Origin of the sequence: uncultured Brachyspira sp. (assembly GCF_944390845.1) — a bacterium.
Classification (GTDB): domain Bacteria; phylum Spirochaetota; class Brachyspiria; order Brachyspirales; family Brachyspiraceae; genus Brachyspira; species Brachyspira pulli.
In genome coordinates this window covers 1-21,949 of record NZ_CALXRM010000008.1, presented here as the reverse complement: position 1 = coordinate 21,949, position 21,949 = coordinate 1, and the positions used below count along the sequence as shown (strand labels likewise).

The following is a 21,949-nucleotide window of genomic DNA, read 5'->3' as shown; positions in this document are numbered from 1 at the left end:
AAAGAGTTTTTTATGGAAAAATTTAATAGTACTTTGTTTAGCAGAAGATATGAAGGCTATAACTTAGAAAAAGAGATATGTGTTATCAATAGAGGCATAGTAGAAAATGATATATATGCCTTAGATTTCTTACGGGAAGCTAATTACACTTACAATAAAGATAAAGAGTATTTTTATACATTATATTCAAAATTAGAAAAAAGTAATAACTGCGGAATATATTTAATATTAACTGCTATTTTACTAAAAAACAATGATGAAAAAGTTAATCTAAAAATAGCTGAAAAAAAAATAGATCATCTTCTTCAAAAAATATATGATTCATACTATTCAAAATATAATATTGTAGAGCATTTAGGAACACCCAATAGTGTTACAGTAATAAATGATGACATTATATACGAAGATGATAAAAGATATGAATTAATCAAAAAATTCCATGTTAAAAAGTCAGCATTTGGATATTTCAGTGCTTTGAAACCTTATGCTCCATATAACTTAAAAAAAGCTCCAAATAGTAATGATATTGAATTTATAAAAAAATCTATGCTGACAAATTATAGAATATATTATATACTTTTATTAGCTGAATATTCTAAAAAAGCACAAAAATTACTAAATATAGTATTAAAAACTAATAATTATAAAGCATTAATATATTTAATATTAGTTAGAAAAGAAGGATTTAATATAACATATCAGGAAAGTTTAGATTATTTAAATGGTCTTGATATTACTTTATCAGATATAATCATATCATATATATTCTTCTATTCCTATAATGATAGAATATCTTATTATGATTCATTTGCTGTTCAAATAAAAAATAAAGAATTTAATAATTTTTTCTATTCTCTTATTAAAAATAACAGCGAATTTTTTGAAAGCTTATTTCATAATAAAAATTTTGTGAAAAAAATAACTAAAAACAGCAAAAATTTTATACCATTTTTAAATGAGCTATACAGTAAGGAAATAAACTTTAATTCCAGCAAAGTATTATGTGCATTACTTGATAATAAATCAAAAAATATAAGAAGATCTGTAATAAAAATAATTAATAGAAAGAAAAAAGAATCTTATGAATATCTCAAAAATTTAGACAGTAATTTAGCCAGAGATATATTAAAAAAATGGAAAAATAAAAAAATTATCAATTCCGGATTCAAAGATATTAATAGTTTAGTTAATTTTGTTAATAAAAATTATAATAAAAAATTTGAAAAAAACCTTTTATGTATAGATGAATCACTATTATATGGTATTGTTAGTAAAGACACTAATCAAAATATACCAATAATAGTTATAAAATATATATATATGGAATACTCAAGATTAAAATCTCCTACAAAAATAAGAGATTTAGATAAGATTATTTCATATTTTGATTTTACTTCTTTTATAAATGTCATAAAAAATGTATTTGATAGATGGATTTTTGAAGGTGCTGATACATCTTATAAATATGTAATGATACCTTATTTAGTATATGAAAATGAGTATAAAATAGACATCATTGTATATAAAGTAAGAGAATGGTGCGATTCCGGAAGGATATCACTTGCTAATTATGCTATATCGGCATTAGCATCTAATGGTAGTCTTTACTCTTTAATAGTAATTGATTATATATCAAATAATTTCAAATATTTCCAAATAAAAAATACATCAAAATTGGCATTTAAATCTGCCGCAAAAAGATTAAATATATCTGAAGATAAATTAAGTGATAAAATAATACCTAATTTTGGTATAGATTTAGACGGAAATAAGATATTAAAAGATGATAATCATTCCTTTATAATTACTATAGATGAACAATTAAATATTAAACAAATATTAGATAATAACACTAATAAAACTATAACAAAATTAGATAAATATCATGATTTAGATAAAAATCTTTTATATGAATTTTCTAGTATGAAAAGTCATATAAAAATGGCTAATAAATTCCAAATAAGCAGATTATATAAAGCGTTAATGACAGGCAAAAGATGGACAACAGATGAATGGTTTGAAATATTTGCTGAAAATTACATAATGAATTTATTGGCTGATATGTTTATATGGACTGTATACAACAAAAATAATAAAATACTACATCATATAAAATACAGCAGAAAAGACAAATCTTTTTATACATTAGATAATGAAAGTTATAAATTAAATAAACAATATGTATTATCATTGGCAAGTCCTATAGAAATGTCAAAAGAAGATGTAGAAAAAGCAAAAGCATTAATTGCAGAATTAAAAATAAAACAGCCTTTCAATCAGATGCAGTATATTACATTTACTTTTGAAGAAGGCGATATAAAAGAAAACATAATAGTGAAATATAGAAATAAAGAAGTAAAAATAAAAACATTTAAAAACTTAATTGATACCCTTGATATGGAATTAGATTATGAAAATTCTTATATTGTAGGATATAAAATCATAGATACTTCAATATCAATAGGGGTAAAAATTAATTTAATAGGTATGGATAGTGCCATAGAAGATAATGACATAATATTATTCGGAGATATAGTATTCTATACTGTAGATTCTGATGAAATATTCTCTTATAAAAATATTATAGATCCGACATCTACAAATATAAGATATGTACATTATATAATGTTTAATATAGATAGCCATATAAAAAAGAATTCAAATAAAACTAAAAAAATAGATACTATACAAAAGAGAAATAGAAGGGAAACGGATAAATGAAAGCTATTATAATTATACCAACGTATAATGAAAAAGACAATATAGAAAAAATGATAAATACTGTCTTAAATTTACCAACATATATAGAAATTCTAGTTGTAGATGATAATAGTCCTGATGGAACGGCTTCTATAGTTGAAAAGTATTTAAATAATGACAGGGTTCATTTATTTAAAAGAGAAAAAAAAGAAGGATTAGGACCAGCATATATAGCAGGATTTAAACATTCATTTCAATATAATCCGGATTATGTTATTGAAATGGACGCTGATTTCTCTCATGATCCAAATTTCGTAATTAAATTTATAGAGAAAATGGAAGAAGAAAAACTTGATCTGGTAATAGGTTCAAGATATTGTAATGGTATAAGTGTTGTAAATTGGCCTTTAAGAAGACTTTTTTTATCATATTATGGAAATAGATATGCTTCATTTATATTGGGTTCTAAAATAATGGATATTACTGGAGGATTTAAATGCTTCAGAGTATCTGTTTTAAAAAATATGAACTTTGACTATATACTTTCTGCCGGATATTCTTTCCAAATAGAAATGAATTATTCTTTTGAAAGTAATGGATATAAAGTAAAAGAAGAACCTATAATATTTTATGAAAGAAGAAGCGGACAATCAAAAATGTCTAAAAATATTATAGCTGAGGCTTTATTTAGAGTTGTAAGATTAAAATTTAGAAATAAGAAAAAATATTTCAAAGTTTAATCTAATTTTAACAACTTATATAAAATTACATCTATTTATAATGAATATTTTATAATTAAGAAAAACTATTTTTCTTATCATAAATATATATTTTTTATTACAAAAATATATAATATTGAGTTATATATAATATATTATATTTTTATATTTATATGATGTAATGATATATAATTATGAAAATATTATTCAGATATTTTTGTAAATTTAAAAAAATGGATCCATATATGAAACAACTAATACTCCTCTTTATTTTGTTAGCAGTAATAGGAATATCATGCAATAACAATCAAAATAATAACTCAAAAGAAAATAAAGAAATTAATGCAGAAAATGAAAATACTGCTAAACCAATAAAAATAAATGTAGGATATTTAGCTGAATTTGCAGGTGCTTCAGCCGTAGCTATAGCAAAAGAAAAAGGATATTTTGAAGAGGAAAATTTAGATGTAGAACTATTTAAATTTTTTAATGGTCATGCTGCTATTATATCCATGGTTGCTGGAGAACTTGATTTTGCTTATATAGGTCATACTGCCCATAATTTAATTATAGATGGAAAAGCACAAATATTAATACCGAATGCTATAAGTAAAGGCGAAACAATAATGACTACTAAATGGGCAAATATTAATTCTATAGAAGATTTAAAAGGAAAAACTGTAGCAACTCACTTCGGTACTTCAGGTGAAGCTATGTTATATATAGCTTTAACTAATGCCAATTTATCATCTAAAGATATTAATTTAATAAATGCCAATATAACAAATCTTGCTAATTTACTTATAAATAAAAAAGTTGATGCTATCTCTACTTGGGAGCCATATACAAGCGAAATTTTTACTGCAATTCCAAATGATTATAAAATACTTACAAACATTACCCATTACAGTAATGACATAATATTAACAAGCAGTTTTATATCAACTTCTAATTATATACAAAGACACCCTGAAACTGTAGAAAAATTTACAAGAGCAATACTTAAAGCTATGGATTATAGAAAAGACAATTTATATGAAACAGTAGCATTAGTATCAAAACTTACTGATAATGATATAGAATCTGTAAAAACAGAAGTAGATTCTGCTATATGGCTTACATCATCAAACTTAGAAGAAGCATATCAATCTGGCGACTTATTTAAATGGTATGAAAAACAGCAAAAAATATTCCTATACTCGGAACTTGCAAAAAATGATGTTCCTGTAACTAACTATATAGAAGTAGAAATGCTTAAAGATGCATTAGATAATTTATAATGCTATATTGGCACCAATACTTCTAAATTGTTCTATAAAGCTGAAAGATGATTTATTTATAGATTCAGCATCATCTATAATAATACTATCATTTGACACTATAGAAGCCACAGAAAGTGCCATAGCTATTCTATGATCATTATGAGATGTAGTTTTTCCGCCTTTTAATTTTTCAACACCTTCTACGAAAATCTCATCTTTAGTAACTTTTATCTTAGCACCTATTCGGCTGAAACTGTCTTTAAGGTCATTGATTCTGTCGCTTTCTTTATATCTTAATCTTGATGCATTATATAATTTTGTTGTACCTTTGGCAGTACATGCTAAAGTTACAATAATAGGTGCCAAATCAGGTATATTTCCAACATCAATATCTAAAGCATTAAGTCTGGCATTTTTCTTAATTGTTATGGAATTATCTTCATTGTATACAATAGAAGCACCCATAAACTTTAATATATTAAGTATCTCTCTATCTCCTTGAATAGAATACTTATTAAGTCCATACAAAGTAACTTCTCCTCCTAAAGCCCCAGCTGCAGCAAAAAATGCCGCATGAGACCAATCAGATTCTATTTCATAATCAATAGGAGAATATTCCTGATCCCCATAAACTTCTATAATATTAATGTCTTTCTTAGAAATTTCTATATTAGCAGATCTAAGAGTTTTTAAAGTCATCATAACATAAGGTGCAGATTGAAGCTCACCATCTATAATAATTTTAGAATTTCCATTCAATAAAGGCAAAGCAAATAAAAGACCGCTTACAAACTGACTGCTTACATTACCATTTATTTTAAAATCTCCGCTTTTTAATTGACCTGAAACTTTTAAAGAACTTTTTGATATGCTAAATTTTAATCCCTGCTCTTTCCAAATATTTTTATAAATATCCATAGGTCTTGAAAATAATTTCTTAGAACCTATAAAAGTACAATCTATACCTAATGCTGACACTATTGGAATTAAAAGCCTTAAACTTGTTCCTGATTCTTTAACATCTATGGTTAATTCTTTTTCATATTCAGATTTTGGAGTAACCTTCAAACCATCATCAAATACCTCTAAATCTGCAAAATTTGATATAGCTTCCTTAGTAACTTCTATATCAACACCAACATTATCAATCCAAGGCTTTATAATACTTGGCTCTTTTGCTAAAGAAGATGCTATCAAAGCCCTATGAGCATCACTTTTACTTATTTGAATATAAACAGAGCCAAAAATATCAGATGGTTTAACGGTTAAAGACATATATAACTCCAAAATAATTATTATTTATTGTAATATAGAATCAATGAAATTATCTATATCAAATTCTCTAAAATCATCAACCTTTTCACCAAATCCGCCGTAATATATAGGAAGTGATAAATAATGAGCTACACTTATTGCAACACCGCCTTTAGCTGTACTATCTAATTTTGAGACTATAGCTCCTTGTATATCTAAAGCATTAGTAAATACTTTTGCCTGTTCTATACCATTATGTCCTACATTGGCATCTAATACTAATATTGGAATAAAATTAAACTCTGTAAATCTTTCTGTAGCTATCTTTTTCATTTTTTCAAGCTGTCTTACCAAATTTTCCTGATTATGGAATCTTCCGGCAGTATCAACTATAACTACATCAGCATTTGTTGCTTTAGCCTTATCTAATGCTGAGAATAATACACTAGCAGGGTCTCCAGCTTGCTGTCCCTTAACTATAGTAACGGAAAGTCTATTAGCCCATTCTTCTAATTGTTCTATAGCTGCTGCTCTGAATGTGTCTGCGGCAGCTAATATAACTTTATGATCTTGTTTTAATATATTAGCTAGTTTAGCTATTGAAGTTGTCTTACCTACCCCATTAACTCCTACTATAAATAATATATTTTTATCTTTTAATTCTATTTTTTTAGATATGAATTTAGATTTTAAAATTTCTCTTAAATGTTTTTTAGCTTCTGCTGGATCTTTAATATTTTCTTTTTCTACTACTTCTCTTAATTTTGAAATTATATCTTTTGTTGTTTCTACACCTGCATCAGCCGTTATCAATGTGCTTTCTAAACTTGCAAAAAACTCATCATTGATTGATGAAGTATTAAATAATGATGATAAAGAAAATTTGCTTTTAGAGCTTGTTAAAGATACTTTAGGCTTCTTAGATTTTTTTTTCAAAACTACAATTAATAAAACTAAAACAATAATAACCGCACAAGCAGCTATTATAATATTCATATATGGCATTGTTGATTGCATTTATAAAATTCTCCGATTTAAAAAAATTGTTTGAAATATTATATAGGCTATTAATATTTTTTCAAGTGTTATAAATTATAGGATAATAAGAAATACATATAAGTTTTTAATGTATTTTCAATAATATTATACTTAAAATTTTATTATTTTTCATTGTTCTAAACGCATGTCATACATAAAAGAAGTTTATTAGTCATACATAAATACTCAAGTACTAAATACCAAAAACAACTATAATTTTATTTTTTACAAAATATAGTTGTTTAGGTATATACTAAAAATTTTTAACTTTGTCAATTTTTTGTTGTTCTTTTTCCCGCCGCATACGCTCTGCTGACTTCGTCAAAGAACCAAAAAGTGCAAATATAAAATTAGTATTAAATCATACTAATTATGTCTTACTTGTAAGATAAATTACTAAATTTAAGTCGAAATGTAGCCTTTCGCGAAGCGTATCCGAGTTTATCGAGGATATAAGCTTCTTTGTGGTAATACTTACAGTACTTCCTTCGGTCGCAAAATAACTGGGGTATTGCGTAAGCACGCAGAGCGGTGGGCAAAGCCCCAGATATAAAACCAAAACATAAATTTATTTTTGACAAAGTATATTTGTTTAGGTATATACTAAAAAATAAAAAAGCAGCCTATTTTTTATAAGCTGCTTATAATATTTTTGTTATATTGTTATTTTATTTACGCATTTCCTGTATAACTTTCGCTAGTATAGAAATACCTTTATCAATATCTTCAGGTTTAGAATTAGTATAATTTAATCTTAAAGTACCCAAACCTCTTTTAGCTTCATAGAAAGGCTCACCAGGTACAACTGCAACACCTTCATCAGCAGCTTTTTTATAGAATTCAACAGCATCTATTCCTTTTGGTAAAGTAACCCATACAAACATACCGCCTTCTGGGTGAGTCCAATGCATATCATCTGGGAAATATTTATCCATAGCTTCCAACATATAACCGCATTGTCTGCCGTATAAGTCTATAATTTTCTTTATATGTGCATCATAATCATTATCTTCAAAATACTGACTAACAACAACTTGAGCAAATGTGCTTGTATGCATATCTATAAGCTGTTTATATTCTGTCATCTTCTGCATTAACTCTTTAACAGAACAAGCAATCCAACCTATTCTAAGTCCAGGAGCAACTGTTTTTGAGAATGTACCTAAAAGTATAGCCTGTTCTCCCAAGTATGTATATAAAGATTTTTGATGCTCGCCTTTAAATCTTAATTCTCCATAAGGGTTATCTTCAACAAAGAATGTATCCTTACCTTTCATAATTTCTGCCATTTTTTCTCTAATAGCATTAGTATAAGTTATTCCTGTTGGGTTTTGAAAGTTAGGAACTGCATAGAAGAATTTATGATCATATTTACTCATAGATTCTTTTAATTGTTCTATATTAACACCATCTTCGTTCAAATCAATAGTTTTAATACTAGGATTATATAAATGAAATGACTGTAATGCTGCTAAATATGAAGGATCTTCAACTAGAACTGTATCGCCAGGATCTAACAGACATGAAGAAATAATATCCAAAGCTTGCTGAGAACCATTAGTAATGAGAATATCATCTGCAGTAACATTAACACCTTGCTTTTTATACCTGTTAGCAATGAACTCTCTTAATGGCTTATAACCTTCTGCACTATTATACTGCAAAGCATAAGTACCTTTTGTTTCTAGTACTTTAATAGATGCAGCCTTTAATTCCTCAACTGGGAAAGATGTTGGATTAGGCAATCCTCCTGCAAATGATATCAAATTACCTTTTGCTGCTACCTCTAAAATAGCTTTTACAAAACTGCCCTGAAAATCTTCTTGTAATGCTCTTTTTGATAATCTTAATTTCATAATCCTATCCATTTAAAAAATTTGAATGTATTATACACTACTATTCATAATAATGCTATAATACTTTACAATTTTTTTATAAACTATTGACTTTTTATTACCTAAATTATATTATCTATATCGAAAAAATTAGTCAATAAGGGTATTAATTATTATGAATATTTTATCATTATCACAAAATATGCATTTCATTAATCAATACCACTTTCCTCAGTTAATATAATTACCATAGGCAGGTTGTCTATATAAAAAACAATATCTATATTCTTTCTATTGAATATCATTAATTAGTATTTTAATTTTTTAAAAATAAAGGATAAATAACATGAAAACAAAAGCATATTCATTAAGTTTTTGTGCTATAGGTGTAGCTTTGAATATAGTGCTATCATTTATAGCATCACATTTGAAAATCCCATTCGTATTTTTTGATGTAATGGGTACAGTACTAAGCGGTGCAGTATTAGGACCTCTTTATGGTGCTATCACTGGATTTGTTACAAATTTAATAACTTCTATGTTAAACAATCCTGCTGAATTGCCTTATGCCATAGTTAATATGATGATAGGTATAATAGTTGGATTTATATCTGTTAAATTTGGATTCAAAATTCACATTGCTATTATAACAGGTGTAATACTTGCTGTTGCTGCTCCTTTGGTTGGAACTCCTATAACAGTAATATTATACGGAGGTTTAGCTGGAGGAACAATGGATATTATGACAGGATTCTTGATTCAAAGCGGTCAGAAAATATTTACTTCTGCATTCATACCTAGAATAATATCTAATATTATAGATAAGCCTTTATCTTGTATAATAGCATACATTATAATTTTAAGAATACCAAATTCTTTATTATCAAAAATAACTACAAATAAAAAACTTTTAGCTCAAAAGATGGAAAAATCATCTAAAGAGAGTTTAGAAAATGAAGAGATCTAAAAGAATAGCTATATTATCTCATTGCATATTAAATCAAAATGCTGTTGTAAAAGGAGAATACAAAGATATGAATGTATTTCTTCCTTTTGTGAAAAAATTATTTGAAGATAATATAGGAATATTACAATTGCCTTGTCCCGAAACTGAATGTTACGGATTAAAAAGATGGGGACATGTAAAAGAACAATTCTGTAATTGCGGATATAAAAAATATACAATAGAAACTCTTAATTCATTTGTTAATATAATTAAAGAATATATTGATAATGGTTACGAGATAATTGGAGTATATGGAATAGCAGGAAGTCCAAGCTGCGGAGTTAACTTAACCTGCTCTGCTGATTGGGAAGGTGAAATTGGAATATACAAAGATAAAGAAGATATAATATCAAGAGTAAAAATGATTAATGAAAGCGGTATATTTATGGAAATATTTAAATCTATTCTAAAAGAAAATAATATAGATATACCGTTTTATGATGTTGATGATTATTTAAAATAATTTCAATAAAAAAATATTAGGGTTTTATTTTTTTAAAGCCCTAATATTTTTTTGATTTATAATAGGAACTTTATAATGAATAAAGCTGTTGAATTTGAAAATGTTTGCTTTTCTTATATTCAAGATGATGATAATAATTTTATAGAAAATCTTAATCTAACAATAAATGAAAATAGTTATTTAGCATTGCTTGGAAAAAATGGAAGCGGAAAATCTACATTAATAAAACTTATGTTCGCAATAGAAAAAGCAAATAAAGGTAAAATAAAAATATTTGATATGGATATAAATGAAAATACATCCGAAATATATAAAATAGCTAGTTTAGTATTTCAAAATCCTGACGATCAAATAGTTGCTGATACTATAGAACTTGATATTGCATTTGCTATGGAAAACTATTCTGTGCCAAGCAAAGAAATGAATAAAAAAATAGACGAAGTTTTAGAAATAGTTGGCTTATCAAATAAAAGAAAAGATAAAGTGCATTCATTATCAGGCGGAGAAAAACAAAGACTTTGTATAGCTTCATCTCTTGTATTAAATCCAAAAATTCTAGTATTAGATGAACCAACTTCTATGCTTGATGCTGAAAATAGAATGAAAGTAATTGAAGTTCTTAATAAAATACATTCAATGGGTACAGCTATAATAATAGTTACGCATCATATAAATGAAATAGAATATTGTAATGAGGTTGTATTTATGGATAACGGTGCTGTATCTTTTAATGGTTCTGCAAATGAATTTGTAAATGCTTTAATAAAAAATGATGAATTTCATAAGCTTAATATGCCTATCAATTTTCAATTAGCTTATGAATTATATAAAAAGAAAAATATATTAATAGATGAATACATTTTTGATTATAAAAAGGTTTGTGAAAATATATGGAAATATCTTTAAAAAATTTAACTGCCGGATACATAATAAATAAAAAAGAAAAAAATATAATCATAGAAAATTTAAATGCCGATTTTGAAAGCGGTAAATTTCATTTTTTAGCCGGAGTATCAGGAAGCGGTAAATCTACACTTCTTGAAACTATATGTCTTCTTATAAAAAAAATATCCGGTGAAATATTATTTGACGGTAAAACATTAGACAATAAAAATAATTTAAAAGAGTTCAGACAATCATCTGGTATAATGCTTCAATACACTGATAAACAATTCTTTAATAATACAGTAAGAGAAGAAATAGTTTTTAATCTAAAAAGAAATAAATTAGACAGTAAAGAAATAACTAAAAAATTAAAAGAAACTTTGGAGATATTAAATATAGATAAAAAAATATTAAAAGCTTCTCCTTTTGAAATAAGCGGAGGTCAAAAAAGAACTATAGCATTGGCTTCTATAATAATAACTTCTCCAAAAATATTATTCTTAGATGAACCTACAGCAGGTCTTGATTTTGAAAGTAAAAATATATTTATGAAAACTATAAAAGAATTAAATAAAAACTCTAAAATTACAATTATACAATCTTCTCATATACTAGATGATATTATAGAATTTGGTGATAATGTTTTCATCATAAATAAAAATAAAAAATATATATCAGGAAAACCAAAAGATTTATTATTCTCAAAAAAAGTATTAGAAGAATATAACTTAATAGAACCGGAAATTTATAAATATATAGAAGAATTAAAAAAATTAGGAATTAAAAATATTGATGAAGTATCCAATTCAAATGAATTAATACAAAAATTATTTTATTAAAAGAGTATAATCATGACTAAAAAATTTGATCCAAGAACAATTTTCTTATCAACACTATTCCTTGCTGTATCGTTAATAGTGATGAATAATATTAATCAAACTATATTTTGTGCTGCGGCAATATTTATACATGTAATTATTATAGGTGTAAATATAAAAAATATATTAAAAATATTTTTAGCTTCTATATGGTTATTATTGTCAATTATACTTATCAACTATTTTCTTATAGGCAGAGATATAGGATACATAGCAAATACAACTTTCAGACTATTCGGAATAATTATATTGGCAGCAGTTACATTATCTTCTATGGATATAATGGATATAGGTTTTGTCATTGAAAAAATATTCTATCCTTTAAAATATTTGAAAATCCCAATAGAAAGTATAAGTATCATAATAGCATTATCTTTAAAATTTATACCCCTTATTAAAGATGAAGCTGTAAGAATAAGAAAGGCTCAAAAAGCTAGAGGATTAGATTATAAATTAATGTCATTAGGTGAAAAAATATCTAATATAGCAAATCTTTTTATACCAATAGTTATTTTAGCTATACAATCATCAGTAAAAACTGCTGTAGCTATGGAAGTAAGAGGATATAGTGCACCTTATAAAAAAACAAGATTATATGAATCATTCATAAAAATAAAAGATATTATGTATATATTATTTAGTATTATATTTTTAGTATTTATTATATTAATAAGATTAAATTTTATAAAAGTTTTAGAAAATATAAAGATATAATAAAAGGGCTTCACTTTACAGTAAAACCCTTTATATATTTTTATATGACAGAATTATATTTTCCAATCTGGGAAACGTTTAATAACAGCTGATATTATATCTGTTTTATAATGCTGTTCTAAGTTTACTAATTTTTGGAATTCGCTGAATATAATTTTAACATCTTCTTCAGACTCATTTTCTATAAATTTAAGCAAATAAGCCTTATCAAATACTAAATCATATACAACCTTCAAAAGCTTTCTGGCCTGAGCAGAAGTTTCTTTTTTATCAACCATTTTTGATAAGTGAGGCATAATACTCAATAAACCTATCATAAGAGAATTTTTATTTATCTTAATATCGCCTTCTATATCATCATAATATTCACCATCTAATATCTTCTGAGCAAAATATACGAATGCATCAGGATATTCTCTATAATGAAGGAAAATATCATCTATAGTTTTTGCCAATAAATCAACTTTGCCGTCAGCAAATAATTTGTTTACTATGAGATAAGTATTTTTTACTTGAGAAGAATACAATATCTTTAATATTATATTGTAATAATCATCTTTTCTTCCGTCCCAAATAGCTTTAATAAATTTCTCTCTATAGTTAGAAGAAGGCAATATCTCATAAACATGAGTGTAATCATCTATATCCTTAACTATATCTGCAAGAACTGGTATATCTTTATCATAATCAGACTGACTTCTTAAATATATAGTACTTACTATTCTAGCATCATTAGGTGATTTCTTGTCTTTAGAAATTTTAACAAAGTAATCATTCATTTCTCTAGCTTCATCAGAATTCAAATTAGGAGTATAAGTTAAATATTCCATATATATTTGATATCTTTCAAAGAAATCATCTGTATTATTAAATTTAGATAAACATTCAGCATCATAAGTTTCAGCTTCTTCATTATAAAGGAAAGTATTTTTATCTAATTTAACAGTAGTAGATGCCCTAACAGATTTTTTAGCAGTTTCCAACCATTTAGTATAAGAAGCCTCTGGAACAACTACAGCTGGCTGAGAAGTAAGTTCCTGCTTCAAATCTTTTGTTGTAATAGTTTTTTTATACTTTAATATGATAGTTAAAAGTTCTGTAGGATTTTCTTCTGCTATTTTCTTTATCTCATTTAATCTATATGCTTTATAAACATTTATATCATCGCTAGGCAAAGTAGAAAGAGATTGTATAGCCATATCAAATGTCATTTTTCTAACATCTTCCTGAGATACAAATTTTATCATTAATGAATCTATATCAATAGCTTTAATTTTACCTACTCCGAAATTTCTATGAATAACATATTTATCAACATCATATTGTATGTATTTTTCAAATATTTCTATACATTCTTTAGGTTTTTTATTAACATTAGTTATTAAAGATATTTCTTCTATTTTTTCAAAAAGCGTATGATTAGGATATAATGCTTTATAAACGTCTACAAGCCTGTGTCTAAAGAATTTAGCTTTTTTATTATTTTGAGCTACTATATCTTGTTCATAATTAAGCAAATTCTTTATAGTTTTTAAAGCTTCATTATATCTATTATTTTCTAAATAATAGAAGAATATGATTTTCCAAACATCTATCATTATATTAGAATCAACCAATGCCTTTAAAGCATTTTCATGTTTTAATAAATAATTATAGTTGTCAGGTTCATACTGCAATACTTTTTTTATATCGCTTTCAGCATTGCTTCTCTTTCTTAAAAGATTTCTTTCAAAAGCAATTTTATAATAATGTACAGCACTATTAATATCTCCAGCCATTTCTTTGGTATGAGCTATCTTTTCAGGAAGTTCCGGATTTGAAACATCAAAACGTATAAGTCTTTCCCAAATTTCTAAAGCTTCTGCTTCTCTGTTAGTGCTTTGATAATAATTAGCCAAATATCTTAAAGCATAATCGCATTCATAATATTCATCTAAAATTTTCTGTGCAATAAATTCAACAATATTCCACTTCTTAGCATTTTTAAAAATACCTAAAAGTTTATCTAAACTGCCGTCTGTATAATTTTGTATTTTTAAATGCAAAAGTCCATTAGCATATAATGCTGATATATGACTGGAATTTTTATCTAATTGTAATTTAGCAGTTTCTATAGCAGCATTTATATCATTAGTATCATTTATTTCATTAATTACAGCAGCTAAATCAAAAAAATATTTAGTTGTATAATTAAGTAATGGCTTTCTAGTAAATGTTTCTTCTGAGAATATATTTTCCAATTTTTGTAGAGCTTCTGACATAGTTATCACTCCTTATCTAATATTTTTATATAGTATTGTAGCAAGTCCTTGTCTATCATAGCCATTTTTCTGCCCCATACCTTCACTTCTTCAACATCTGAATCATTTTGCCTCATAATAAGATATGTTGTCAAAAATGCATAAGAAGCCAAAAGTTTAGGAGCAGTAATTTCTCTTAACTTTAGCTTTCTATAGTCAGCTTCTAATCTAGATATCCTTTTTCTTAAATCAAATTCCTCTCTTTCATTCAAAGGCCTTTTAACATCTAGTATATTCATAAGCTCACCATAAGCACTCATCCAAAGTATTATTTCTTCTTGACTATTATTATGAACACCTCTTTTTATTATAATGTCTCTAATCTCTCTCAATACTTCTAAGCTAATATTTTCAAATTCTATACTTAAAGGATCATAGAATAATGCCTCTCTTATATACAATTTACACTTTTTTTCATCGCCTAATATATTATAAAGCATAGCAATAAAGCTTAGTGTCTTTGAATTATAAGGCTCTATTGTATTTAAATATTCATAAGATTTTAATGCTCTAGAATAATCCTTTAACTCTATAAAAGCATTAGAAAGTAAATGCAGTTCCTCCGTGCTTTCAATATCATCAGTGTTTCTTTCCATTATTAGTTCTATAGTTTTATTATAGACATAATAATGTATAGCGTTAATTGCTACCAGATTCTCATCATAAGACTTACTCACTACAAAAATACTGAATTTCTTATATGTAGAATCCAAAAGTTTACAATATTCTACGCAATTTCTCTCTACACTTTTAAATTTATCAAGTCTGTTAATCCAAAACTTAACGCAGGATATATTTTCATATAAATTAGGACTTTCAAAATCCATAGACATAATTCTGTCAAAATCTTCCATAGATTCATTAAATAAGCCTCTTTTTAATTTATTTTCAATAACATTGAAAATATCCTTAACAGACTCCTTCCTAGAAAATAATTCTTCTTCCATTATATTTAATATATAATTCTCCCTTCATAAATCTAAAAACGTACAGAGATATATACGTATATTTATATAATATAATCAAATAAAAGTAAATTGTCAAGTACAAATAATATTTTTATACCCTTATTAATAATACTATATAAAGAAATATTATACAGATTAAATGTAAATTAATTTAATATAATTTTACTTAGACTTCTGATTTGCTGTAAACCAACTCTCCTGATTTAAAAACCATATTACACAAATTATTATCCAAAGTATAAAGCAAGAAATGAAGACTCTTTGAATTCCACACTACAATATCAGCCTTTTTACCAATTTCAATAGTTCCTATTTCCTTTCCCCTATTAAGAGCACAAGCAGCATTAATAGTTACTGCATTCAATATTTCCTCTGGGTTTAATCTGTATATTATATATGCTAATTTCATAATAAACTGCATATTTAAAGTTGGACTGGAACCTGGATTATAATCTGTTGCTATTGCAATAGGTATACCGCATTCAACCATATATCTAGCTCTAGCATAAGGCATTCCCAAATAAAAAGAAGCATTAGGCAATAACACAGCTATTACACCCTGTTTTTTTATTGTTTGTATAGACATATCATCTGCCATAATCAAATGTTCAGCACTTATAGCATTAAATCTAGCTGCTAAATAGGAACCTCCGCTAGTTTCCAACTGATCTGAGTGAATTTTTATACCCATATTGTATTTTTGAGCCGCTGTTAATACTATATCTGTTTCCTCCATATTAAGTCCGCAATCCTCACAAAATACATCACAAAACTCAGCAAGTCATAACCTTGATATTTCAGGTATCATTTCATTACATATTAAATCTATATAAGCAGCCCTATCATTTTTATATTCATTTGGAATTACATGTCCGCCCATAAATGTAGATACTATACTAATCTTATGATTATCATTCAATTTTTTCATAACATTTAGTATCTTTATTTCATCTTTCAATGTTAATCCATAACCGCTTTTACCCTCTACAGTTGTAGTACCATGTCTTAACATACTATCTAATATAGGTATTGATTTTTTATAAAGAGTATTTTCTGTCTGTTCTCTAGTATCATTTACTGTTGAAAGTATTCCATATCCTGATTTTATTATTTCAGAATAGCTCATATGACCAGTAATGATATTATACATTTCTTCCTCACGTGAACCGCCATATACAAAATGTGTATGGCAATCTATTAAACCAGGAGTTACTAAGGCACCATTAGCATTAACTGTTTTTTAGCCTTTTCTGTTGGATTTTCTCCAATATATTCTATTAATCCATTTTTTATACCTATAGAAACATCGTTATAAACCTGAACTTTGCCTTGATTCTTACCGGATAAACTATTGCTACCTTGAGCAGTTATTAATGAACCTATATTTTTAATAATGACATCAAACATAAAACACCAGCTTTAAATATTAACCATTTATAATTATAGTAATTTTATTAGATAAAACAATACAATAATTACATATTTAATAAAAATATATAACAATAATAAAATTATTATATTATTAATTATAAAACCATATATTTTTACATATATAAAATATTAATAAAATAATTTTTTTATATTATACATTAATGAGATAAAATATTACTATTTTTCTATATTAAGATAATCCATCAATCTGTCATAATCTGCATTAAGTATAAGTTTATCAGGAAAATTAATAGACTCTAATAAATCTATAGAATCTTTATGATCACCAACTTTATACATAGAATGAGCATCAGAAGTTACCACAATAGTAGTTTCATATTTTTTACAAGCCAAGGCAACCTCTTTGCATACAGGGCCGCTTCCAGGTCTTACTTTAAAAGATGATGAATTAATTTCTATAAGTTTATTATATTCTTTACACAATTTGACTATATATTCGATATCAAATGAAAATTTTGGATTTCCAACATGTCCCAAACAATCAACATCAGCATTCTTAACAACTTCAGCATATCCATTAGTATGGTCTTTTACAGTAAGAGGCTGTATAGCATCTTCATGATAAGAAGCTATAACAAAATCTAAATAATTAAGCACATTAGCACTTAAATCTAATTTTCCGCTATAATCTATTATATTTGCTTCACAACCTCTAAGAAGTCTTATACCATTAATATGATTAGGTAAATTATGCATAGCTTTAAAATGAACTGACTTAGCACCATCACTAGCAGCAGGTCCATGATCTGTTATAGCTAAAACCAAAAAGCCTTTTTCTTTAGCTGATTGCACCATTTCATTAACTGTGCTGTATGCATGTTCACTCACTAATGTATGAGTATGTAAGTCAGCTATTATTTTCATAATAATCCTTAACTATCAAGTTTAGCCTTTGCTATTTTTTCTATTATATCTATAGTATTATCAATGCCTATAAAATCGCTATTTAAACAAGCATGATAATTTCTAGCATCTCCCCAATTCTTACCTGTATAATAATTATAATGTTTGGATCTTAATTTATCCCTGTCTTTAAGAATTTTTTCAATATTAGAACTATCCAATTTATATTCATTAACTGCACGTTTGATTTTGCTTTCCATATCTGAATAAATAAATATATTTACACAGTTATCCATTCCTTCCAAAACATGGTTAGCACATCTTCCAACTATAACGCAAGAATGTTTTGAAGCCACTTCTTTAATAACATTACTTTGAGCAAAAAACATAGTATCTTGTAAAGATTCACCATTACCAAACACCATATTTCCGGCATAAGAACCTGTTATGGCAAAATTAAATAAAGAAGCACCTGTCAATTTTTGTTCATTTTCTTTAATATAGTCTGGAGAAAAACCTGTTTTATCTGAGGCCATTTCTATTATGGCTTTATCATAAAAAGGTATATCCAATTTTCTAGCAACCATCTCCCCTATATATCTTCCGCCGCTTCCAAATTCTCTGCTAATAGTTATAATGATATTTTTACTCATAGTTATACCTCACTTATAATTTTACCAATATTTAAATATTTGTCAATTAAAAACAATACCCTTTTAAGAATATTTTTTAATAAGAAAAAAAGGATATTCAATGCAAATAAATTAGAAGAAGTCTGAGAATGTTTTTTCTCTTGCATTTTCATCTTTCATAACACCTATGTCATATAAATATCTGGTAACTGCTAATGAAAAACCACCCTTTATAGGAGTTTTAGGATAAAGTATTATAATAGGAGTTCTTTTTTGTACTGATATCATTACTTTTTCTTCATCAAATAAAACCGGTCCTAAAAGTACTAAATTAATATCAAGAGAAAATTTTGATGTTACTTTTTTAACTTCCCTATATAAATTGATAGCCCAATCTATGTTTTTTACTTTATTAACTATTAAATACATTTTATCTGTCATATTATTAACATAGATCATTTTCATAAGTCTGTAAAGATCTGTAAGGGCTGTTATTTCTGGATTTGCCACTAATATTATATCATCAGACATTTCATAGAAACGCATCATAGGCTGTGTTATGCCTGCTGCATAGTCTATAATAACATAATCATATTCTTCTGCTAACACTTTCAAATCTTTTGCCAAATTAGATAAATTGAAATCATTTTCAAATTGAACAAATCTTTGTATATTAACACCGGCACTTATAACATCTATGCCGTATTCACTTCTTATAACACAATCTTTTAATGTTAAAGTACCTTCAAAATATTCCTGTAATTTGGATTGCGGTTTAACATGTAATAAGATAAAAACATTAGAACAGTTAATATCTATATCAAATACTAAGACCTTATATCCCCTAGAAGCTAGTTCTGCAGAAAAATTAACTGAACATAAAGTTTTGCCCGCACCACCTTTACCGCTAGAAAAAGATATTATTCTTCCCATAATTATTGTCCTGTATACAATTTTAATACTTGAGCCACTCTAAGTCTAACATTTTCGTCCCAATCTAATATATGCGGCTTCAATGCTTTAATTACAACTGTTTTATCGGAATTATCTACATTTTTTGCCAACTCATCAAGAGCCTCTAATCTTTTTTCAGCATCTTCATCTTCTAAAAGTGCTAAAATTTCTTTCATAGTTTCTTCCTTTAGAGAACAAAATAAAAATATTCTTCTAATAAATTATACATTATAAAATATTTTTGTCAAAATAAACATTATTTAATTTACAATAAAAAAATCTCATAATTTCACAATTATTAATGATTAATTTTTTTTATTGCTTCTTCTTTATTTAATTGAGCTTTAGTATAATTAGGATCTATTTCTATAGCCTTATCATAATCTTTTATAGCTTCTTCATATTTGCCTATAACATATTTAACAAATCCTCTGTTATTATAAGCATCAGCAGAATTTGGACTAAGCTCTATAACTTTATCATAATTCTTTATAGATTCCTGATAGTTTGATAAATAATAATAAGAAAGTGCTTTATTATAATAAGCATCTATATGATGATTATCAAATTCTATAACCTTATCATAATCTTTTATAGCTTCTTCATGCAATTCCATATTATTTTTTGCCACAGCTCTATTATAATACGCTTCAACATAAGAAGGTTCTATACTTACAGCCATATCAAAATCCTTTATAGCTTCTTTATATAATTCCAAGCTGCTTTCAGCATTGCCTCTATTATTATAAGCATAAAAATATTGAGGAGAAAGTTCTATAGCTTTATTAAAATCCTCAATAGCTTCTTTATACAAACCTAAATTATATTTTGATATTCCTCTATTATTATAGGCATCAGTATATTCATCATATATTTCTATGGCTTTGTTTAAATCAATTATAGCTTCATTATAAAGCTTTAATCCATTTTTGCATGCACCTCTATTATTGTAGGCATAAGCACTATTAGCTGGCGAGATTTCTAAAACTTTATTATAATAATTAATAGCTTCTTCATACAATCCCATACTTCTTTTTGCATCACCTATTCCATTATAAGCGTATATATCTGTGTCATCTAATTCTAATACTTTTTTATAATCTTCTATTGCCTCAATATATTTTTTTGAAATAAGTTTTATAAATGCCCTGTCGCTGTATGCATCAATATTATTACTATCTAAAATAATAGATTTATCAATATCCTTTATAGCTTCTTCATAATATCCTAAATTACCTTTAGCGAATCCTCTGTCATCATAAGCCTTTGAATGAGTTGGTACTAATTCTATTGTCTTGTCATAATCTTTTATAGCTTCTTCATAATATCCTAAATTACATTTACAATTAGCTCTGTTATAATAAAGTTCTGAATAGTTTTCATCTATTTCAATGGCTTTATCATAATCCTTTATAGCTTCTTCAAAAAATCCTAAAGCCTGCTTAGAAAGTCCTAAATAATTATATATTTCTGAATTATTAGAATCTTCTTCTAAAGCTTTATTCAATAATTCTATTGAATTTTTATATTGGCCTTCTCTAAATAATTTTACACCTTCTTCAAAGTATGACATTGTATTTCCTTATCCTTTATTATTTACCTAACTGTAAAAAATATAAAGCAAAGTATTATTTTGTCAAGCAATTTAGTTTTTTATTATTATGCTTAATAATTCATGAAGATTAAATACTCTTACAAAAAGTTAATATATCAAAACATAATTTAGTATGATTTAGTACTAATTTTGTAATTGCACTTTCACGTAGCGTATCCGAGTTTATCGAGGATACGCTTCACGAAAGACTGCATTTTTAATATAAATTTAGGTTATATCCTATATTTAATAAGTATTTTTCAAATATAAAATTCTAGAAATTGCGTTTTTTGCTACTTTGACGAAGTCCGCAGAGCGTGTGCGACAAAAAAGTATATAAAATTTACATAAAGTGCATCGGTTGACAAACTTAACAATTTTCAGTATATACTGAAACGATTTCATTTTGCCGACTACTGCACATTATGTAATATTATCAACTTTTTTGCCGC

General features: G+C 26.2%; 21 protein-coding genes. 8 read left to right on the top strand and 13 right to left on the bottom strand.

Annotated features, from left to right (window positions below):
* Window positions 1–12 precede the first annotated feature (12 nt).
* The 3 genes from Q0K52_RS02805 (at window position 13) to Q0K52_RS02795 (ending at window position 4,699) form a co-directional block, all read left to right on the top strand.
* Window positions 13–2,721, top strand: coding sequence for a DUF4132 domain-containing protein (locus Q0K52_RS02805; protein WP_297296241.1), 2,709 nt, complete (start codon window positions 13–15; stop codon window positions 2,719–2,721).
* Window positions 2,718–3,440, top strand: a complete 723-nt coding sequence (locus Q0K52_RS02800; protein ID WP_297296239.1) for a polyprenol monophosphomannose synthase — start codon at window positions 2,718–2,720, stop codon at window positions 3,438–3,440. Before Q0K52_RS02805 ends, Q0K52_RS02800 begins: the two co-directional genes overlap by 4 nt.
* A 224-nt stretch (window positions 3,441–3,664) precedes the next feature.
* A complete protein-coding gene (locus tag Q0K52_RS02795) occupies window positions 3,665–4,699 on the top strand; it encodes an ABC transporter substrate-binding protein (protein WP_297296237.1) in 1,035 nt (344 codons plus the stop codon).
* Here Q0K52_RS02795 and aroA read toward each other — a convergent pair.
* The 3 genes from aroA to Q0K52_RS02780 all read right to left on the bottom strand — a co-directional run bounded on the left by aroA (window position 4,694) and on the right by Q0K52_RS02780 (window position 8,829).
* On the bottom strand, window positions 4,694–5,956 hold the full coding sequence (aroA, locus tag Q0K52_RS02790) for a 3-phosphoshikimate 1-carboxyvinyltransferase (protein WP_297296235.1): 1,263 nt from the start codon (window positions 5,954–5,956) through the stop codon (window positions 4,694–4,696). The genes Q0K52_RS02795 and aroA overlap by 6 nt on opposite strands.
* Before the next feature lie 24 nt (window positions 5,957–5,980).
* Window positions 5,981–6,952 (bottom strand): signal recognition particle-docking protein FtsY, encoded by a 972-nt coding sequence (gene ftsY, locus Q0K52_RS02785; protein ID WP_297296232.1) that lies wholly within the window; start codon window positions 6,950–6,952, stop codon window positions 5,981–5,983.
* 689 nt (window positions 6,953–7,641) lie between these two features.
* Complete coding sequence (locus Q0K52_RS02780; RefSeq protein ID WP_297296231.1) at window positions 7,642–8,829, bottom strand: PLP-dependent aminotransferase family protein; 1,188 nt, start codon at window positions 8,827–8,829, stop codon at window positions 7,642–7,644.
* A 325-nt stretch (window positions 8,830–9,154) separates the two neighbouring features.
* On the opposite strand from Q0K52_RS02780, the gene Q0K52_RS02775 reads away from it, so the two are divergent.
* From Q0K52_RS02775 to Q0K52_RS02755, 5 genes are all read left to right on the top strand, one after another.
* The gene (locus Q0K52_RS02775; protein ID WP_297296229.1) at window positions 9,155–9,775 is read left to right on the top strand and encodes a CD3073 family putative ECF transporter S component; all 621 of its coding nucleotides are present in this window, start codon (window positions 9,155–9,157) and stop codon (window positions 9,773–9,775) included.
* Window positions 9,762–10,277 carry a CD3072 family TudS-related putative desulfidase gene (locus Q0K52_RS02770; RefSeq protein ID WP_297296227.1) on the top strand — a complete coding sequence of 172 codons (516 nt, stop codon included), beginning with the start codon at window positions 9,762–9,764 and terminating at the stop codon, window positions 10,275–10,277. The genes Q0K52_RS02775 and Q0K52_RS02770 overlap by 14 nt, the downstream gene beginning before the upstream one ends.
* Window positions 10,278–10,352: 75 nt before the next feature.
* On the top strand, window positions 10,353–11,183 hold the full coding sequence (locus Q0K52_RS02765; RefSeq protein ID WP_297296225.1) for an energy-coupling factor ABC transporter ATP-binding protein: 831 nt from the start codon (window positions 10,353–10,355) through the stop codon (window positions 11,181–11,183).
* Window positions 11,168–12,001 (top strand): ATP-binding cassette domain-containing protein, encoded by an 834-nt coding sequence (locus Q0K52_RS02760; protein WP_297296222.1) that lies wholly within the window; start codon window positions 11,168–11,170, stop codon window positions 11,999–12,001. The genes Q0K52_RS02765 and Q0K52_RS02760 overlap by 16 nt, the downstream gene beginning before the upstream one ends.
* A 12-nt stretch (window positions 12,002–12,013) precedes the next feature.
* Window positions 12,014–12,754 (top strand): energy-coupling factor transporter transmembrane protein EcfT, encoded by a 741-nt coding sequence (locus Q0K52_RS02755; protein WP_297296220.1) that lies wholly within the window; start codon window positions 12,014–12,016, stop codon window positions 12,752–12,754.
* A gap of 53 nt (window positions 12,755–12,807) precedes the next feature.
* On the opposite strand, the gene Q0K52_RS02750 is transcribed toward Q0K52_RS02755, so the two are convergent.
* The 10 genes from Q0K52_RS02750 to Q0K52_RS02705 all read right to left on the bottom strand — a co-directional run bounded on the left by Q0K52_RS02750 (window position 12,808) and on the right by Q0K52_RS02705 (window position 21,476).
* Complete coding sequence (locus tag Q0K52_RS02750; protein ID WP_297296218.1) at window positions 12,808–15,015, bottom strand: transcript cleavage factor; 2,208 nt, start codon at window positions 15,013–15,015, stop codon at window positions 12,808–12,810.
* Window positions 15,016–15,020: 5 nt separating this feature from the next.
* Window positions 15,021–16,001: a hypothetical protein gene (locus Q0K52_RS02745; protein WP_297296216.1), complete on the bottom strand. Its 981-nt coding sequence runs from the start codon at window positions 15,999–16,001 to the stop codon at window positions 15,021–15,023.
* A gap of 187 nt (window positions 16,002–16,188) precedes the next feature.
* Window positions 16,189–16,758 carry an amidohydrolase family protein gene (locus Q0K52_RS02740; protein ID WP_297296214.1) on the bottom strand — a complete coding sequence of 190 codons (570 nt, stop codon included), beginning with the start codon at window positions 16,756–16,758 and terminating at the stop codon, window positions 16,189–16,191.
* Window positions 16,759–16,803: 45 nt separating this feature from the next.
* Window positions 16,804–17,172, bottom strand: a complete 369-nt coding sequence (locus Q0K52_RS02735) for a hypothetical protein (RefSeq protein WP_367270953.1) — start codon at window positions 17,170–17,172, stop codon at window positions 16,804–16,806.
* A gap of 62 nt (window positions 17,173–17,234) precedes the next feature.
* On the bottom strand, window positions 17,235–17,429 hold the full coding sequence (locus tag Q0K52_RS02730; protein WP_297296212.1) for a hypothetical protein: 195 nt from the start codon (window positions 17,427–17,429) through the stop codon (window positions 17,235–17,237).
* A gap of 201 nt (window positions 17,430–17,630) precedes the next feature.
* A complete protein-coding gene (locus Q0K52_RS02725) occupies window positions 17,631–18,338 on the bottom strand; it encodes a phosphatase (RefSeq protein WP_297296210.1) in 708 nt (235 codons plus the stop codon).
* A gap of 8 nt (window positions 18,339–18,346) precedes the next feature.
* The gene (locus tag Q0K52_RS02720) at window positions 18,347–18,970 is read right to left on the bottom strand and encodes an AAA family ATPase (protein WP_297296208.1); all 624 of its coding nucleotides are present in this window, start codon (window positions 18,968–18,970) and stop codon (window positions 18,347–18,349) included.
* 111 nt (window positions 18,971–19,081) lie between these two features.
* The gene (locus Q0K52_RS02715) at window positions 19,082–19,882 is read right to left on the bottom strand and encodes an AAA family ATPase (protein ID WP_297296206.1); all 801 of its coding nucleotides are present in this window, start codon (window positions 19,880–19,882) and stop codon (window positions 19,082–19,084) included.
* A gap of 2 nt (window positions 19,883–19,884) precedes the next feature.
* Window positions 19,885–20,079, bottom strand: a complete 195-nt coding sequence (locus Q0K52_RS02710) for a hypothetical protein (RefSeq protein ID WP_297296204.1) — start codon at window positions 20,077–20,079, stop codon at window positions 19,885–19,887.
* Between the two features lie 122 nt (window positions 20,080–20,201).
* Entirely contained in the window at window positions 20,202–21,476 is a 1,275-nt protein-coding gene (locus Q0K52_RS02705) for a tetratricopeptide repeat protein (RefSeq protein WP_297296202.1), read from the bottom strand.
* Window positions 21,477–21,949: the final 473 nt, after the last annotated feature.

What these genes read in the sequence shown, in the direction of transcription:
- Q0K52_RS02805 (WP_297296241.1), top strand. Translation starts at nt 13, where the DNA reads ATGGAAAAATTTAATAGTACTTTGTTTAGCAGAAGATATGAAGGCTAT.
- Q0K52_RS02800 (WP_297296239.1), top strand. Translation starts at nt 2,718, where the DNA reads ATGAAAGCTATTATAATTATACCAACGTATAATGAAAAAGACAATATA.
- Q0K52_RS02795 (WP_297296237.1), top strand. Translation starts at nt 3,665, where the DNA reads ATGAAACAACTAATACTCCTCTTTATTTTGTTAGCAGTAATAGGAATA.
- aroA (WP_297296235.1), bottom strand. Translation starts at nt 5,956, where the DNA reads ATGTCTTTAACCGTTAAACCATCTGATATTTTTGGCTCTGTTTATATT.
- ftsY (WP_297296232.1), bottom strand. Translation starts at nt 6,952, where the DNA reads ATGCAATCAACAATGCCATATATGAATATTATAATAGCTGCTTGTGCG.
- Q0K52_RS02780 (WP_297296231.1), bottom strand. Translation starts at nt 8,829, where the DNA reads ATGAAATTAAGATTATCAAAAAGAGCATTACAAGAAGATTTTCAGGGC.
- Q0K52_RS02775 (WP_297296229.1), top strand. Translation starts at nt 9,155, where the DNA reads ATGAAAACAAAAGCATATTCATTAAGTTTTTGTGCTATAGGTGTAGCT.
- Q0K52_RS02770 (WP_297296227.1), top strand. Translation starts at nt 9,762, where the DNA reads ATGAAGAGATCTAAAAGAATAGCTATATTATCTCATTGCATATTAAAT.
- Q0K52_RS02765 (WP_297296225.1), top strand. Translation starts at nt 10,353, where the DNA reads ATGAATAAAGCTGTTGAATTTGAAAATGTTTGCTTTTCTTATATTCAA.
- Q0K52_RS02760 (WP_297296222.1), top strand. Translation starts at nt 11,168, where the DNA reads ATGGAAATATCTTTAAAAAATTTAACTGCCGGATACATAATAAATAAA.
- Q0K52_RS02755 (WP_297296220.1), top strand. Translation starts at nt 12,014, where the DNA reads ATGACTAAAAAATTTGATCCAAGAACAATTTTCTTATCAACACTATTC.
- Q0K52_RS02750 (WP_297296218.1), bottom strand. Translation starts at nt 15,015, where the DNA reads ATGTCAGAAGCTCTACAAAAATTGGAAAATATATTCTCAGAAGAAACA.
- Q0K52_RS02745 (WP_297296216.1), bottom strand. Translation starts at nt 16,001, where the DNA reads ATGGAAGAAGAATTATTTTCTAGGAAGGAGTCTGTTAAGGATATTTTC.
- Q0K52_RS02740 (WP_297296214.1), bottom strand. Translation starts at nt 16,758, where the DNA reads ATGGAGGAAACAGATATAGTATTAACAGCGGCTCAAAAATACAATATG.
- Q0K52_RS02735 (WP_367270953.1), bottom strand. Translation starts at nt 17,172, where the DNA reads ATGTATAATATCATTACTGGTCATATGAGCTATTCTGAAATAATAAAA.
- Q0K52_RS02730 (WP_297296212.1), bottom strand. Translation starts at nt 17,429, where the DNA reads ATGTTTGATGTCATTATTAAAAATATAGGTTCATTAATAACTGCTCAA.
- Q0K52_RS02725 (WP_297296210.1), bottom strand. Translation starts at nt 18,338, where the DNA reads ATGAAAATAATAGCTGACTTACATACTCATACATTAGTGAGTGAACAT.
- Q0K52_RS02720 (WP_297296208.1), bottom strand. Translation starts at nt 18,970, where the DNA reads ATGAGTAAAAATATCATTATAACTATTAGCAGAGAATTTGGAAGCGGC.
- Q0K52_RS02715 (WP_297296206.1), bottom strand. Translation starts at nt 19,882, where the DNA reads ATGGGAAGAATAATATCTTTTTCTAGCGGTAAAGGTGGTGCGGGCAAA.
- Q0K52_RS02710 (WP_297296204.1), bottom strand. Translation starts at nt 20,079, where the DNA reads ATGAAAGAAATTTTAGCACTTTTAGAAGATGAAGATGCTGAAAAAAGA.
- Q0K52_RS02705 (WP_297296202.1), bottom strand. Translation starts at nt 21,476, where the DNA reads ATGTCATACTTTGAAGAAGGTGTAAAATTATTTAGAGAAGGCCAATAT.